This is a genomic window from Thalassospira lucentensis, assembly GCF_032921865.1.
In the GTDB taxonomy this organism is placed as follows: domain Bacteria; phylum Pseudomonadota; class Alphaproteobacteria; order Rhodospirillales; family Thalassospiraceae; genus Thalassospira; species Thalassospira lucentensis_A.
This window is the reverse complement of record NZ_CP136684.1, coordinates 543464-556854: the sequence shown is the minus strand read 5'-3', so window position 1 is coordinate 556854 and position 13391 is coordinate 543464. Positions and strand designations below refer to the sequence as shown.

Annotated in this window: 14 protein-coding genes and 1 other RNA gene; 5 read left to right on the top strand and 10 right to left on the bottom strand. The window is 57.8% G+C overall.

The features are described 5' to 3' along the window. Positions 1-29 precede the first annotated feature (29 nt). The 5 genes from R1T41_RS03250 to R1T41_RS03230 are packed head-to-tail and all read right to left on the bottom strand — an operon-like array spanning position 30 to position 5124. On the bottom strand, positions 30-1490 hold the full coding sequence (locus tag R1T41_RS03250; protein ID WP_317339919.1) for a UDP-N-acetylmuramoyl-L-alanyl-D-glutamate--2,6-diaminopimelate ligase: 1461 nt from the start codon (positions 1488-1490) through the stop codon (positions 30-32). Next, positions 1477-3195: a peptidoglycan D,D-transpeptidase FtsI family protein gene (locus R1T41_RS03245; RefSeq protein WP_062947708.1), complete on the bottom strand. Its 1719-nt coding sequence runs from the start codon at positions 3193-3195 to the stop codon at positions 1477-1479. The genes R1T41_RS03250 and R1T41_RS03245 overlap by 14 nt, the downstream gene beginning before the upstream one ends. After that, positions 3192-3623, bottom strand: coding sequence for a hypothetical protein (locus R1T41_RS03240; RefSeq protein WP_114111372.1), 432 nt, complete (start codon positions 3621-3623; stop codon positions 3192-3194). The genes R1T41_RS03245 and R1T41_RS03240 overlap by 4 nt, the downstream gene beginning before the upstream one ends. Beyond that, positions 3620-4603, bottom strand: a complete 984-nt coding sequence (rsmH, locus tag R1T41_RS03235) for a 16S rRNA (cytosine(1402)-N(4))-methyltransferase RsmH (RefSeq protein ID WP_317339916.1) — start codon at positions 4601-4603, stop codon at positions 3620-3622. The genes R1T41_RS03240 and rsmH overlap by 4 nt, the downstream gene beginning before the upstream one ends. Beyond that, positions 4603-5124, bottom strand: coding sequence for a division/cell wall cluster transcriptional repressor MraZ (locus R1T41_RS03230; RefSeq protein ID WP_062947702.1), 522 nt, complete (start codon positions 5122-5124; stop codon positions 4603-4605). The genes rsmH and R1T41_RS03230 overlap by 1 nt, the downstream gene beginning before the upstream one ends. A gap of 615 nt (positions 5125-5739) precedes the next feature. On the opposite strand from R1T41_RS03230, the gene R1T41_RS03225 reads away from it, so the two are divergent. Next, positions 5740-6405 carry a hypothetical protein gene (locus tag R1T41_RS03225; protein WP_317339912.1) on the top strand — a complete coding sequence of 222 codons (666 nt, stop codon included), beginning with the start codon at positions 5740-5742 and terminating at the stop codon, positions 6403-6405. A gap of 153 nt (positions 6406-6558) precedes the next feature. Next, positions 6559-7599 carry a magnesium/cobalt transporter CorA gene (gene corA, locus R1T41_RS03220; protein ID WP_317339911.1) on the top strand — a complete coding sequence of 347 codons (1041 nt, stop codon included), beginning with the start codon at positions 6559-6561 and terminating at the stop codon, positions 7597-7599. Here the strand turns inward: corA and R1T41_RS03215 are convergent. Next, positions 7596-8582, bottom strand: coding sequence for a GlxA family transcriptional regulator (locus tag R1T41_RS03215; protein WP_317339910.1), 987 nt, complete (start codon positions 8580-8582; stop codon positions 7596-7598). The two genes, corA and R1T41_RS03215, sit on opposite strands and share 4 nt — an antisense overlap. A 100-nt stretch (positions 8583-8682) precedes the next feature. Between R1T41_RS03215 and R1T41_RS03210 the strand changes: the two genes are divergently transcribed. Both R1T41_RS03210 and R1T41_RS03205 read left to right on the top strand, forming a co-directional pair. Further along, positions 8683-9249: a cysteine hydrolase family protein gene (locus R1T41_RS03210; RefSeq protein ID WP_317339909.1), complete on the top strand. Its 567-nt coding sequence runs from the start codon at positions 8683-8685 to the stop codon at positions 9247-9249. A 56-nt stretch (positions 9250-9305) separates the two neighbouring features. Then, complete coding sequence (locus tag R1T41_RS03205; protein WP_062960697.1) at positions 9306-9926, top strand: pyridoxamine 5'-phosphate oxidase family protein; 621 nt, start codon at positions 9306-9308, stop codon at positions 9924-9926. A gap of 73 nt (positions 9927-9999) precedes the next feature. On the opposite strand, the gene rnpB is transcribed toward R1T41_RS03205, so the two are convergent. Beyond that, an RNA gene (gene rnpB / locus R1T41_RS03200) (RNase P RNA component class A) lies at positions 10000-10395 on the bottom strand. A gap of 199 nt (positions 10396-10594) precedes the next feature. Between rnpB and R1T41_RS03195 the strand changes: the two genes are divergently transcribed. After that, on the top strand, positions 10595-11407 hold the full coding sequence (locus R1T41_RS03195) for a transporter substrate-binding domain-containing protein (protein WP_317339907.1): 813 nt from the start codon (positions 10595-10597) through the stop codon (positions 11405-11407). Between the two features lie 9 nt (positions 11408-11416). On the opposite strand, the gene R1T41_RS03190 is transcribed toward R1T41_RS03195, so the two are convergent. From R1T41_RS03190 to R1T41_RS03180, 3 genes are all read right to left on the bottom strand, one after another. Next, a complete protein-coding gene (locus tag R1T41_RS03190; RefSeq protein ID WP_317339904.1) occupies positions 11417-12145 on the bottom strand; it encodes an N-acetylmuramoyl-L-alanine amidase in 729 nt (242 codons plus the stop codon). Between the two features lie 15 nt (positions 12146-12160). Beyond that, positions 12161-13033 carry a DMT family transporter gene (locus R1T41_RS03185; protein WP_062958465.1) on the bottom strand — a complete coding sequence of 291 codons (873 nt, stop codon included), beginning with the start codon at positions 13031-13033 and terminating at the stop codon, positions 12161-12163. 156 nt (positions 13034-13189) lie between these two features. After that, positions 13190-13372, bottom strand: coding sequence for a hypothetical protein (locus tag R1T41_RS03180; RefSeq protein WP_114123976.1), 183 nt, complete (start codon positions 13370-13372; stop codon positions 13190-13192). Positions 13373-13391 lie beyond the last annotated feature (19 nt).

The following is a 13391-nucleotide window of genomic DNA, read 5'->3' as shown; positions in this document are numbered from 1 at the left end:
TTTGGCGTCGTGGCTGGTTTTAAAATCAATCAGTTACCGCCCAGAAGGATGTTGCGCGCGACCGCGGCATCATCGAAAGGCAGAACCGTATCGCCGACAATTTGGCCTCTTTCATGGCCTTTTCCGGCAATAATAAGAATATCGTTACGTTGCAAGATACCAATGCCGCGTTTGATCGCCTCGGCCCGGTCGCCGATTTCAACCGCACCTTCGCAGGCAGCCTTGATCGCAGCACGGATTTTGGCGGGGTCTTCGCTGCGCGGATTGTCATCGGTGATGATGGCGATATCGGCGTTTTCCTTGACCACGCGGCCCATTTCCGGGCGTTTGCCGGTGTCACGATCACCACCTGCGCCAAAGACGCAGATGATGCGGCCCTTGGCGTGCGGGCGGACGGCCTTGATCACGGTTTCAAGCGCATCGGGCGTGTGGGCGTAATCAACAAAGACCGGCGCGCCGAAGCTGGTTTTGCCAACCAGTTCCATGCGGCCCCGTACACCTTCAAGCTTTTCAAGGGCGGCAACCGCATCATCGACATCGGCACCCGACGCAATGACGATGCCAAGGGCGGCAAGGGCATTCATCACCTGGAACGAACCCATAAGCGGCAGATGCACGCCATATTCGCCCTTGTCGATGGCGAGTTTAAGTTTGGTGCCGGTGGCATCGGGCTTGGCTTCGAGCAGTTTGATATCATCGGCGGCAAGGCCATAGGACATCACCGAAATGCCGCGTCCCTCGCACATGGAGCGCAGGATTTTGAATTGCGGGACATCGGCATTGAGAACCGCGGTGCCGTTTTCGGCCAGAAGATCGGCAAACAGGCGGGCCTTGGCAGCGAAGTATTTTTCGAAATTGCCATGATAATCAAGGTGATCACGGGTCAGGTTGGTAAAGGCGGCAACCGTGACTTTCACCCCGTCAAGGCGATGCTGATCGAGCCCGTGCGAGGAGGCTTCCATCGCGACGTGGGTGACACCGATTTCAGACATTTCATTAAGACTTTGATGAAGGGCCACCGGATCGGGGGTGGTCAGCGAGCCGGGGATTTTCGCACCGGCGGCACGAATGCCAAGGGTTCCGATCGAGCCCGACATATTGCCAAGGATCGTCCAGAGCTGTTCGGTGAAAACAGCGGTGGAGGTTTTGCCGTTCGTACCCGTGATGGCCGCGATATTGGCCGGCTGTTTGCCATAGAAGCGGGCAGCGAGTTGCGCGTAACGCTGGCGCGGGTTTTCCACCGGGATCAGCGGAACCGTTGCGGCGGCGGGTTTGGGGGTGCCTTCCTTTGCAAGGATGGCGGCTGCACCCAGCCGGATCGCATCATTGATGTATTTCGATCCGTCGGTTTTGGCACCAGACAGGGCGGCAAACAGATAGCCATCCTTCACGGTGCGTGAGTTTGCTGTCAGGCCCGTAATGTTCGGGTCCCGTCCGTCGGCATGTTTAAGTGCCGCTTGATCACCTGCCATGAGTTCAGAAAGACGCAAGTTTGCGCTCCCCCTTGCGAAGGTCGATATGCAGCGCTTGCTCAATCTCCGGCGCCTTCGCATTCGCCGGTTCAATGCCCAGAAGGGGAGCAATACGTGTCACAACCTTGCCGACTGCCGGGGCGGACACCCAACCGGCTGTGGCAAATCCATACGTTTCTTTGGTGCCTTTGGGCTCGTCCAGCGTCACCAGGACCACATATTTCGGGTCCTGCATCGGGAAGGCGGCGACAAAGGTCGACATGCGGGCGTTCTTGACATAGCGCCCGTTCACGAGTTTTTCCGACGTCCCGGTTTTACCCCCAAGGAAGTAACCCGGAACTTCAGCCTTTTTGCCCGATCCATCGGTCACGACGAGGCGCATCAGACGCCGCATCTTGTCCGAGGTTTGCCGGGAAATAACGCGTTCACCCGCCGGTGCGCCGTCCTGTTTGAGGATCGTTGCCGGGCGCAAAATGCCGCCATTTGCAAGGGCGGAGATGCCGCTGACGACCTGAAGCGGTGTCACGGCAAGACCATGGCCAAAGGAAATGGTCATGGTGTTCACTTCGCGCCACGGATTGGGCACAAGCGGAGAGCCGACTTCGGGCAGCTCGATCTGTGGTGTGTCGAGGATGCCGAATTTCTTGAGATATTTGCGCTGGGTCTCGGTCCCGAAATCAAGGGCGATGCGGGCGGAACCAATGTTTGACGAATATTTGATGATCTCGGACACCGACAGCCAGCGGTTTTCGCCGCGATAGTCGCTAATCGCGAAGCGCCCGACGCGGATCGGCTGGGAGGCGTCATACATGCTGTCGAGATTGACGGTGCCGGTTTCAAGCGCAATCGCGGTGTTAAACAGCTTGAACACCGAGCCCATTTCATAAACGCCCAGCGTCGCGCGGTTAAAGCGCGCATCCGCCGGGGCCTGACCGGGGCGGTGCGGATCAAAATCGGGCAGCGACATCATGCCGAGCACTTCGCCGGTATAGATATCCATGACCATGCCGGTCGCACCGACCGCGTCATAGGTCTTCATCGCGTTTTCGACTTCTTCCTCGAGCGCGTATTGAATGCGGGTATCAAGGGAGAGTTGCAGCGGGCCGTTATTGATGCGCAGTTCGTTATCAAATTTGCGTTCGGCACCGGCGATGCCGTTATTGTCGATATCGGTGAAGCCCAGCACATGGGCAAACAGACGGCCATGCGGATAGACGCGGCGTTCTTCGCGCTGGAAATTAAGCCCCGGCACGCCAAGCGAGTTAACCGCATATTGCTGTTCGGGTGTCAGGTTGCGGCGGATCCAGACGAAAGCCTTTTGCGAGCTTAGATGACGGATCAGGGTGTCGCGATCCAGATCGGGCAGGACGGTCAGCAATTGATCGGCCGAGCCAACCGGGTCCTTGATCACGCGGGCATCGGCATAAAGCGAATTGGTCGGAAGGTCCGTCGCAAGCAGCATGCCGTTGCGATCAACGATATCGGCACGTTCGGTTTTGAGTTCGCGGGTGTCCGATCCCGATGCCATTTCGGGTTCGTTGCCCTGACGCAGAACGGTGGCATCGACCAGACCGGCGGTAATCCAGACAAAGCCGACGGCAAACATCGCACCGGTAATGAAGATGCGGTTGCGCGCGGTTTCAATCGCGTGACGTTCGCGTTGATCAGGGCCCAGTTCCGGGCGGTCGCCGCGCAGCCAGTATGAGAAACGATAGAAGCTCATTCTCCGCCCTCCTGAACGCTGGCAAGCGACGGGGAATTGATGATCATGGCTTCGGCGGCTTCGTCCGGGGCCAGTTCATCGGGGCGCGCACGCGGTACCGGCAGGAAGGCCACGGCCTCGCCGAATTTATCAAGACGGTATTGATGCAGATCGGCATTTTCAGGCAGGTCATTGATGCTTGCCATCTGAAGCGGGGTGATCTGATCAAGCTTGAGATAGGTATTGGCGAGCGTTTCAACGCGCTGCGGACTGTTCAGGTAGCTCCATTCCGCGTCGAGGACGTGGATGCTTTCCTGTTCGTTGAGGATGTCCGACTGAATGACGGCATACTGTTTTTCAAGGCGTTCGACTTCGTGCGACACCCAATAGGTGCCCGCCCCGATAACGATGGTCAGAAACAGCCCGATAAAGGTCATGGCACGTGTCATTTGCGACCTCCTGTCATTGGGGGCTGTTCGTTACGGGCAACCGCACGCAGTTTGGCTGACCGCGCACGCGGATTGGCGCGCAGTTCGTCCTTTTGCGCGGTCACGGCCTTGCGCGTGATGGTGGTGAAGGTCGGGGTTGCGACCTCTGGCTCGCCCGGAAGGCGGCGCGACATTTTCGACGGATCGCCCGAGCGTTCCTTCATGAAGGTTTTGACACTGCGATCTTCGAGCGAATGGAAGGTCACGATGACCAGACGGCCACCCGGTTTCAAAAGGTTTTCAGCCGCCTGCATGGCGCGTTCAAGTTCGCCGAGCTCGTCATTGACATAAATGCGAAGCCCCTGGAAGGTGCGGGTTGCCGGATCAATGCCGTCCTTGGATTTGCGCACGACAGAGCGGACCGCGCGGGCCAGTTGCAGGGTGGTTTCAAAGGGCGCCTCGGCGCGCATTTCAACGATCTTGTGCGCGACCTTGCGCGATGCGCGTTCCTCGCCATAGCGATAGATGACATTGGCGATGTCTTCCTCGTCGGCGGTATTGACGAAATCGGCCGCGGTCGGGCCGGACATCGACATGCGCATATCCAGCGGCCCGTCTTCGCGGAAGGAAAATCCGCGGTCGGCCTGATCAAGCTGCATGGAAGATACGCCGATATCAAGGACGATGCCGTCCACCTGATCCACGCCAGCGGCGGGCAAAAGGGTGCCCATATCGCCAAAGCAGCCTTCGACCATGTGGAAGCGGTTGGCGTAATCGGCTTCCATCGCCTTACCGGTGGCAACGGCGGTCGGGTCGCGGTCAATCGCGTAAAGTTCGCAGTCCGCATGATCGAGAATGGCGCGGGAATATCCACCCGCGCCAAAAGTTCCGTCCACCATGATCTCGCCCGCCCCGGGGGACAGGGCATCGAGAACTTCGCGCAACAGCACCGGTTTGTGCGGGCCATCGCCTGTGGCGAAGCTTAGGTCATGGATGCTCATTACGCGTCTCCCTCTTCATCCGGGGCGATTTCGCCGGTCGGGGCAGCGGGGCGGCTGCCCGGCGCGAAATCGGATGCCGGTTTCAGTTTGAGGGTCGATCCGCGATTGAAGGTGCGGGTGCGGCTTGCGTCCTGTAGCGGTTTGAAGATTTCCGGGTTCCAGATGCGGAAGGTGCGGCCACGGCCGACAAAGGCGACCTGATCTTCGATGCGGGCGAATTCGATCAGTTCCGGGGGCAGGATGATGCGGCCTTCGCCGTCAAACGGCAGCATGTGCGATGCGCCAAGAATGGTATCGGCAAGGTCATCTGCCTCGTCCGAGAACATGGCCAGTTCGTCAATCGACGCGGCAATGCGGTCCATGTGGCTTTCGCCACAGCCTTCAAGAGCGGCTTCCTTGTGGGATTGATACAGATAGATGCCAGCGAAGGTTTCGCGTTCCAGGGTCGCACGGAACCGCTTGGGCACGGAGACGCGCCCTTTTCGGTCCAGCTTGTGAATGTGCGTTCCTGTGAACAGCACTTCGCCATTCCCCTGATCAAAAACCCATTTCGAACCGCCAGAGAATGATCAGTTTCCGCGTCGAAATGGATATGCCCCGCATGACACCGTAAATGTGCCTAGTTATGGGGTACCATGGGTTTTGATGGGGGTCAATGGGAATTGATGGGATCAAATAGGGTAATAATGTGGTTTCCTGCGGCTTTGGGGCATATCGGAATTGGGTGCGAATGGGCCAAAAGTAACCGTTTTCCGGGTGATTTTCGGCTCTCGCCCATCAAAACCCACACGCGTCCCCATGCCCGCCCATGCAAATCCATTCGCAGACCATTTTTGTCCTGCATGGGATATCACGGGATGACGTAGAGGCATTTCACGCAACATGGCGATGATCCGGTTTGGGGACCGATCCCGGCTTCGGGGATTGGCATTTGATCGTTAATCGGTTTTGATGGGGCAATGTTGCCCGCGATCCGGTCCGTGCTGATATGCTATGATGGTGATCCTGATGCGGGGCGGCGTCAGGACAGGCGAAGGGAACGAGTGTTGCGGAAAAAAGCTGCCATATTGTTAATGACTTGTGCCCTGGTGGCAGTTTTTGGCATTCGGGCGCCGGTGCATGCCCAGAGCCTTCAGATGGATAAGGGCAGTGCGACAATCACGCCCGAGGTCACGTCGCCGGAAATGCGCCAGTTATTGCCCCTGATCATGCAGCAATTGCAGAACAATCCGCAATTGATGGGGCAGTTCGGGCTTGGCGGGCTTGGTGCGCTTAACGGGCTGGGCGGGCTTGAGGATGGCGAGGGCGTGCCGACGGGCCCTGGCACCAACGGCACGGGTGCGGCGGCCATTCCGGGGCTTGAGGATGCGATTGCCAAGGCGCTGGCAAAGCAGAATGCGGCGAGCGCTGCTGCAACCGGCATTCCCGAACAGGTGACAATGTATCGGCAGCAATATCATCCGATCGACATGGATAATGACGGGCGGATCAGTGCGGACGAGGCGGCGGCCTATGCGAGCTGGATGTTTCGGCGGCGTGATATCAATGGCGACAGTGTTCTGGTGGGGCGTGAATTTGCCGCGGTTGAGGCATTGCCGGGATCGCCGGAGGCCAACCGGCAGCGGCTGCGGACCGAAAGCCGCCGGCTGGAATTGCTGTTTGGCGGGGTTGATGCCAATTCTGACAAAATGATCAGCAAGGATGAGTTCCTTACCTATGCCAAGACGCAGTTTGATGAAAAGCGCGGGAACGATGCGGACATTGATCCGTTTGAGTTTCAGACGGTTTTACCGTTTCAATAGCGGGGATGGCGCGCCCCGGTGGCGTTTAACCGATTTGTCATGGCTTGGCGCGTGACAGAACGGGTACTTCGGGCCTATGACATGAAACGCACAAGCCCCAAATAGACCGGTACCCGGTACTGTCCGGTAATCTGGCGCGGATGGAGAGTGACCATGGACAGCAACGAGTTTTTTGCCCCGGCCCGGACCCCGTCGGACGATACGGCGGCACCGGCGGACGATGCTGCACCGGTCGGCGGCGATGCCGTTGAGGGCGAAATCAGTGCTGCGGAAAGTGTCGCAAAGTCGCCAAAGGCGGAACGCACGCCGGTCTGGATTGACCTTTTGAACCCGTCCGATGATGAAATCCACGAGATCGAAAAGCGGTTCGATATCGAAGTCCCGACGCGCGAGGAAATGCAGGAGATCGAGCTTTCATCGCGGTTGTATGACGAAGACGGCGCGCTTTTCATGACGGTATCGGTGTTAAACAAGGCCAATAGTGACGAGCCGGAAACGACCGCGATCACCTTTATCCTGGTCAAAAAGACCCTGATCACGCTGCGCTATGCCGATCCGGTGCCGTTCAAGACCTTTATCCGGCGGGTCAATCGCAGCCCGTCGCTGGCATCGAGTGCCGAGGCGGTTCTGTTCGGGTTGCTGGAACAGATTGTTGACCGGCTGGCCGATATCATGGAGCAGGCGGCAGCCGACCTTGAAGGGTTATCAAACATCGTTTTTGCCAATCCCGATGACCCGGCCCATGATCAGGATCACCGGGCGGTTCTGCGCCGCATCGGGCGGGCCGGGAACCTTTCGGGCAAGGCCAAGGACAGCTTGCTGAACCTGCATCGGCTGGGGCTGTTTCTGTCGACGCAGACGCGGCTTAAAAAGGATGCCAAGACGCGGCTTAAAACCATTTCCCGCGATATCGTGTCGATCACCGAACATGCCAATTTCATCGCCAACAAGGTGACGTTCCTGCTTGATGCGACGCTGGGCATGATCAATCTTGAACAGAACAACATCATCAAGATTTTCTCGGTCGCCGCCGCCGCCTTCCTGCCGCCGACCCTGATCGCCAGCATTTATGGCATGAACTTTGAGGTTATGCCGGAACTCGACTGGCAGTTTGGCTATCCGCTGGCGATTGGTTTGATGGTGCTGTCGGCTGTTCTTCCGCTTTGGTATTTCAAGCGGAAGGGGTGGCTTTAGGTGGTGGCTTTAAACCGTTCGCGGTAGTCGCTGGGTGCCACACCCAGATGTTTGACGAAGCAGCGGCGCATGCGTTCGTCATCGCCAAAGCCACAGGTGATTGCGATCTGGCTGATGCGTTTGTCGGTTTGTTCAAGTGCGGTTCTGGCGGCTTCGAGGCGCATCAGTTCGACCGCGCGCGCCGGGCTCAGGCCGGTGGCGGATTTGTAGGTGCGCGAAAAGTTGCGCGGGCTCATGCCCGTCTGTTCGGCGAGGTCTTCGACCGAAAGCCGGGTTTGAAGGTTTTGCGCGATCCAGCCATGCAGATCATCAAAGCGTCCGGTGCTGTCATTGGCCTGATGTTCGAGCGGCAGACTGAATTGTGACTGGCCGCCGGGGCGGCGGATAAACACGATCAGGCTGCGTGCAACGGCAAGGGCGGCGTCACGGCCAAGATCCTGTTCGATCATCGCGACCGCCATATCAATCCCGGTTGTCACCCCGGCCGATGTCCAGACCGGGCCATCGCGGACAAAGATCGGATCGGGGGCGACACGGCTTTGCGGGAACATGGCTTGCAGGCGGTCGCACCAGCGCCAGTGCGTGACACAGGCGCGATCATTGAGCATTCCGGCGGCACCGAGAATAAACGCCCCGATACAGACCGACCCGATGCGGGAAATTTTACCCCGGTATTTTTCAAGCCAGCCGATCAGATTGGCATCGCCAAGGGCATCAAGCATTTCATCGGACCCGGCGGCGATCAGGGTGTGGATTTCGCCCGGATCAAGATCGGCAAGGGCGACGGTATCAAGCGCGATGCCGGTATCGGTCATGATCGGGCCGCCGAGGCTTGAGGCCAATATGGTGCGATAAAGCGGGGTGCCGGTTGCCGGATCGCGGGCCTCGTGAAAGGCCTGAAGCGGGCCTGTGACATCGAGCATCACGGTTTGCGGGGTGAGGATGAAAACAATGAGGCGGGGCGGATTGGGTAGCGGGGGCATCAAAGGGGCTTTGTCCTGAAATGAGGGATTGTTGTCATTTATGCCATTTGGCGATCGGATAATCTAGGGCCAACAGACACATAAGCCGGAGAGATGGATAATGACCGAAATCGAAAATACAGCCCTGATCATGATCGACTGGCAGCAGGGCTTTGCCGACCTTGATTATTGGGGGCAGCGCAACAACCCGGATGCGGAGGCCAATGGCGCGAGGCTTCTGGCGCATTGGCGGGCAAAGGGCGCACCGGTCATTCACGTGCATCACGACTCAACCACGCCGACATCGCGGCTTTATCCCGATCATCCGGGCCATGCATTCATCGATTTTGCGACACCGGCCGATGACGAGGCGGTTTATGGCAAGCAGGTCAATTCAGCCTTTATCGGGACGGCGCTTGAGGACGATTTGCGCGCACGCGGGATTTCAAGGATCGTTTGTTGCGGGATATCGACCGATCATTGCGTGAATACGACAACGCGGATGGCGGCGAACCTTGGCTTTGAGGTCACGATTGTCAGCGATGCGTGTTTTGCGTTTGAGCGCAGGCTGCCTGATGGGCGGGTTTTTGATGCCGATCTTGTGCATGATGTGGCGCTGGCAAGTCTGAATGGCGAGTTTGCCAAGGTTTGCACGACAGATCAGATGATCGGGGGGAAATGCGATTGACTTGCGTTTCACGGTGACGCAGTTTCCCCATCTGATTCCCGCAAAAGGTGCGCCCCATGACAAAAATCGACACCCATGAAAAGCTGCGCGAGATTTATGGAATGCCAATGGAATTGGCGGTTTCAAAGGCGCTGCCGAAGCTTGATCCGCATTGCCGGCATTTCATCGAACTGGCACCATTTGCGGTGATTTCATCAGCCGATGCCAAGGGCAATGGCGATGTCAGCCCGCGTGGCGACGGGCCGGGCTTTATCAAGGTGCTTGATGACAACACGCTTCTGATGCCGGATCGTCCGGGTAACAATCGTGTTGATACGTTATCGAACATTGTGGAAAACCCGAAAGTCGGGATGCTGTTTTTCGTGCCCGGTTTCAACGATACGCTGCGCGTAAATGGCACGGCGGAAATCCATAATGATCCGGAATTGCTGGCGCATTTTGCCGATACGCCAAAACCGCCGATCACGGTGATCAGAATCCGGGTCGAGGAAGCGTTCCTGCATTGTGCGAAATCGCTGATGCGATCCAAGCTTTGGAGCATCGAGAGCCAGGTGGACCGCAAGGTGATGCCGACCCTTGGCAAGATCATCAAGGATCAGACGGCGGGGAGTTTCGACGTCGGCACGCAGGAAGATGCCGATAAGTATTTTGCGCAATCCATCGCGGAACGCGGATAAGGCGGATCGCGCGATTACGCATTTGACGGCGGGGCAGGTCCCCGCCGATCTGTTATCGGCATCAGAAAAAGAAATAACCAGATGGCCTGTAAGCCGGGTTCTGTCCATGCGGCGAACCGCACTGGATGGCCATTCATCTGGGACGCCCGTCGCCGGACGCCTCCTGCAACCAACCCGAATGGTGGCGCGGAAACCCGCCTGCCGACAATGCCGAAGCATCCGGCCGACCATTCCTATTAGGTTTTGCTCCCGGTGGGGTTTACCATGCGTCCCGCATTGCTGAAGGACCGGTGCGCTCTTACCGCACCCTTTCACCCTTTCCTGATGGCTTGCGCGATCAGGTGGTTTGCTTTCTGTGGCACTTTCCCTAGGGTCGCCCCCGCCAGCCGTTAACTGGCACCGTATTTCCATGGAGCCCGGACTTTCCTCCCCCGTTCCGAAGAACAGGGGCGGCCATCCGGCCATCTGGTGGGCGTGATGTAGGTGACATTGACCCCGTCGTCAAGAAAAAGCAGTGCCTACAGGGGCTTATACGATCGTTATTTTAACTATGTGAAAAATGCATGGAAGCCGGGAAAACTGCGGGTTTGCCATATCCCTCGTAAGGGGGTATGTCCTGTTTCCGGTTTCATATGGATGATGCCGGATTTTCATTTGAAGGATTGGCCATGGGTGCGGCGCTTCGGGTTTTGAGCGCGATATTATTCTTTTGTTCTGTGCCGTTGGTCGCACAGGCAAAAGACGTGCGCCTGTGCTATGACGAATGGACGCCCTATGCCTATGACGATCAGGGCGTTGCCCGCGGGCTTGCGGTGGATATGGCGACCCGTTTTCTGGAAGATGCCGGACATTCGGTGACGTTCGTGCAGATGCCGCTTGCGCGCTGCCATTTTTCAATCCGCTATGGGGCGGTGGATGGTTTGCTGCTGGATGATCTGTCGATGGCGGATCAAACCGGGCTTGTGACATCGGCCGAGTCCCTTGTCAGCCGGGTGACGGTGGCGATTGTGCGGTCAAGCTTTACGGTTACGACCTATGACGGGCCGGAAAGCCTTGATAACACCAACTGGCTTAAAGTCATCGGGCAGCCTTATCCCGAGGAAATCCTTGCCAATGACACCATGCATCCGGTGGAAGTCGCCGAATATGCCAAGGGTTACGAGATGCTGAAACGGCATTATGTCGATGTGCTGTTTACCGATCTGGCTTGCCTGCGGTTCAGTGGCGGGGATCAGAAAAGCCTGATGGAGTTCAAGGTATTGCGTCCGGCGGTCGAGACGGCCAAGCGGTATATGAGCCTGCGGCCCGAACTGGCATCGGTCATCAATGATTTTGACCGGGAAATGGCGCACGGACTGGTGAACGGGGTGGTGGATGATATCTATCGCCGGCATCTTGGTTTCAGCCGGGTCGGCTTTGCGCGCTATGTCGGATTGTCGGACGTGCCAATTGCCAATCCGGGCGGGCTGATCGCACAGTAGACGGACGACCTATCGCCCGGCTTTCGCCAGCAGGGCGCGCAAGATCGCGGCACATTCACCATCGAGCTTTCCCGAAATATCGGACGGCCGCCAGTGGCGCTGAAAGGCGATGCGGCGTTTAGGCGTATCGTTTGGCCCGTATCCCAGACGATCCAGCATTGCGTCAAATTCGGTTTCGGTGCAGGCGTCATCGTCCTTCGTTGGTTCCGCGCTCGCCCATAATCCGATGTCGTTGGCGGCAAGCCGATCCCACGGGAAAAGCTCGCCCGGGTCTTCCTTGCGGTCCGGGGCCATGTCGGAATGGGCGATGATGCGATCCGGCCTGATATCATGACGGGTCAGGATATCGCGGCACAGCGCGATGACCGCATCGATCTGGATATCGGGAAAGGCGCGATAACCGAATTCATGGCCGGGATTGACGATTTCAATGCCGATGGAACTGGAATTCACATCTTCGCATTCCTGCCACTGGCCGCGCCCGGCATGCCAGGCGCGTTTATCCTCGTCGACCAATTGGAAAATGGTGCCGTCTTCCTCGACCAGATAATGGCTTGAGACGGAGGCGGCGGGATCGCACAGACGATCCAGCGCGGCCTTACCGCTTTGCATGCCGGTATAATGCAAGACGAGGATATCGACCTTGCGGTCGCCCCTGGCATCACCGGGTCGGTCGCCGCAATTGGGCGAGGGGCGGGCGATGATGCGGTTCTTGAGGTTGTCGTTTCCGGCAGACATTGTGGGCATTGCGGGTCAGTCCATTCCCTGTTCCTGTTGCTGCGGCGGTTTGCGCAGCATGATCACGCCAACCCCGGCCAGAACCGTCAGGCCGCCGATAATTTTAAGGGTGCTGATCGGTTCGTTAAAGACAATGAACGATCCGGCAACACTGATCACCGGGGCCAGCAATGACCACGGCACCACCACATTCACATCCTGCGTTTTCAGAAGATGATACCAGAAGCCATAGGCCACGATGGACGACATCACGACGGTGAACGTCGTGTTGGCCCATGCGACCCAGCTTGCATCAAAGATCGCATCGACAGCCGTGGGTTCCAGCACAAGCGAGAGGATCAGCAATTGCGGGGCGGCCATCAGCGCCATCCAGCCATTGAGCTGGAAGGTATCGATATTGCCGAGTTTCTTGATCATGACATTGGCAACCGCCCACATGAAGGCGGCAAACACCACCAGCAACAGGGGCAATTGCAGGTCGGTCATGGTCGGATCCCAGAACATGATCATCACCCCGGCAAAGGCCAGCGTCATGCCCGAAAGCCGTTTCCAGCCCAGCCGGTCATTGAAGAAATAGGTCGCCAGCATCGAGGAAAACGGTACGCCAAGCAGAATGATGATCGCGACCGGCCCGGCATCAAGCATCGACAGTGCAAAGAACAGCACCCCGAAATGACCGGTGCCAAAGACGACCGACAGAATGGCGAGACGGCCAAAGCGGCCCGACGGCATTTTGGTGAAGGGCAGCAGCAGGACAGCAACCGCACCAAAGCGGATCGCGGTCAGCATCAGGGGCGGGATTTCGCCGACCGCGCCTTTGACGGTCAGCATATTGACGCCCCAGATCACGGCAACGGACAGGGCCATCAGAACGGCTTTGAGGGGCATGGCACGGGCTTTCGGCAAAGCGCATCGGCGCTGGTGGCGCGTTTGCGGGTTTATCGGTATGCCCCTTCATCGGATGGAAAGGGAAACCCGACAAGTGAATTGTTTTCAGTTGTCGGGTAAATTGTGACTGATCCGAATAGTGCCGTAAAGCATTGGTTACCAAGAGTTAAGCTTGGCCCTTACCGTGTCCATGTCATGGTATTTGCCCGATGTGATGTCATCCTGCCCGCGGCGGATATTTTCCAGCACGTAAAGCCGGTACATGATGTCATTCATACTGGCATCATCGGGTAGTCTGGAAATCGCGTCGATTGCATCCTGTTTTACCGTGCCGCGCATGGCTATTCCCCGCAATGTT

Excerpts from the sequence above, each read along its gene's own strand:
- R1T41_RS03210 (WP_317339909.1), top strand. The coding sequence starts at position 8,683 with ATGACCGAAATCGAAAATACAGCCCTGATCATGATCGACTGGCAGCAG.
- rsmH (WP_317339916.1), bottom strand. The coding sequence starts at position 4,603 with ATGAGCATCCATGACCTAAGCTTCGCCACAGGCGATGGCCCGCACAAA.
- R1T41_RS03190 (WP_317339904.1), bottom strand. The coding sequence starts at position 12,145 with ATGTCTGCCGGAAACGACAACCTCAAGAACCGCATCATCGCCCGCCCC.
- corA (WP_317339911.1), top strand. The coding sequence starts at position 6,559 with ATGGACAGCAACGAGTTTTTTGCCCCGGCCCGGACCCCGTCGGACGAT.
- R1T41_RS03185 (WP_062958465.1), bottom strand. The coding sequence starts at position 13,033 with ATGCCCCTCAAAGCCGTTCTGATGGCCCTGTCCGTTGCCGTGATCTGG.
- R1T41_RS03240 (WP_114111372.1), bottom strand. The coding sequence starts at position 3,623 with ATGACACGTGCCATGACCTTTATCGGGCTGTTTCTGACCATCGTTATC.
- R1T41_RS03180 (WP_114123976.1), bottom strand. The coding sequence starts at position 13,372 with ATGCGCGGCACGGTAAAACAGGATGCAATCGACGCGATTTCCAGACTA.
- R1T41_RS03225 (WP_317339912.1), top strand. The coding sequence starts at position 5,740 with ATGGATAAGGGCAGTGCGACAATCACGCCCGAGGTCACGTCGCCGGAA.
- R1T41_RS03245 (WP_062947708.1), bottom strand. The coding sequence starts at position 3,195 with ATGAGCTTCTATCGTTTCTCATACTGGCTGCGCGGCGACCGCCCGGAA.
- R1T41_RS03215 (WP_317339910.1), bottom strand. The coding sequence starts at position 8,582 with ATGCCCCCGCTACCCAATCCGCCCCGCCTCATTGTTTTCATCCTCACC.
- R1T41_RS03195 (WP_317339907.1), top strand. The coding sequence starts at position 10,595 with ATGGGTGCGGCGCTTCGGGTTTTGAGCGCGATATTATTCTTTTGTTCT.
- R1T41_RS03205 (WP_062960697.1), top strand. The coding sequence starts at position 9,306 with ATGACAAAAATCGACACCCATGAAAAGCTGCGCGAGATTTATGGAATG.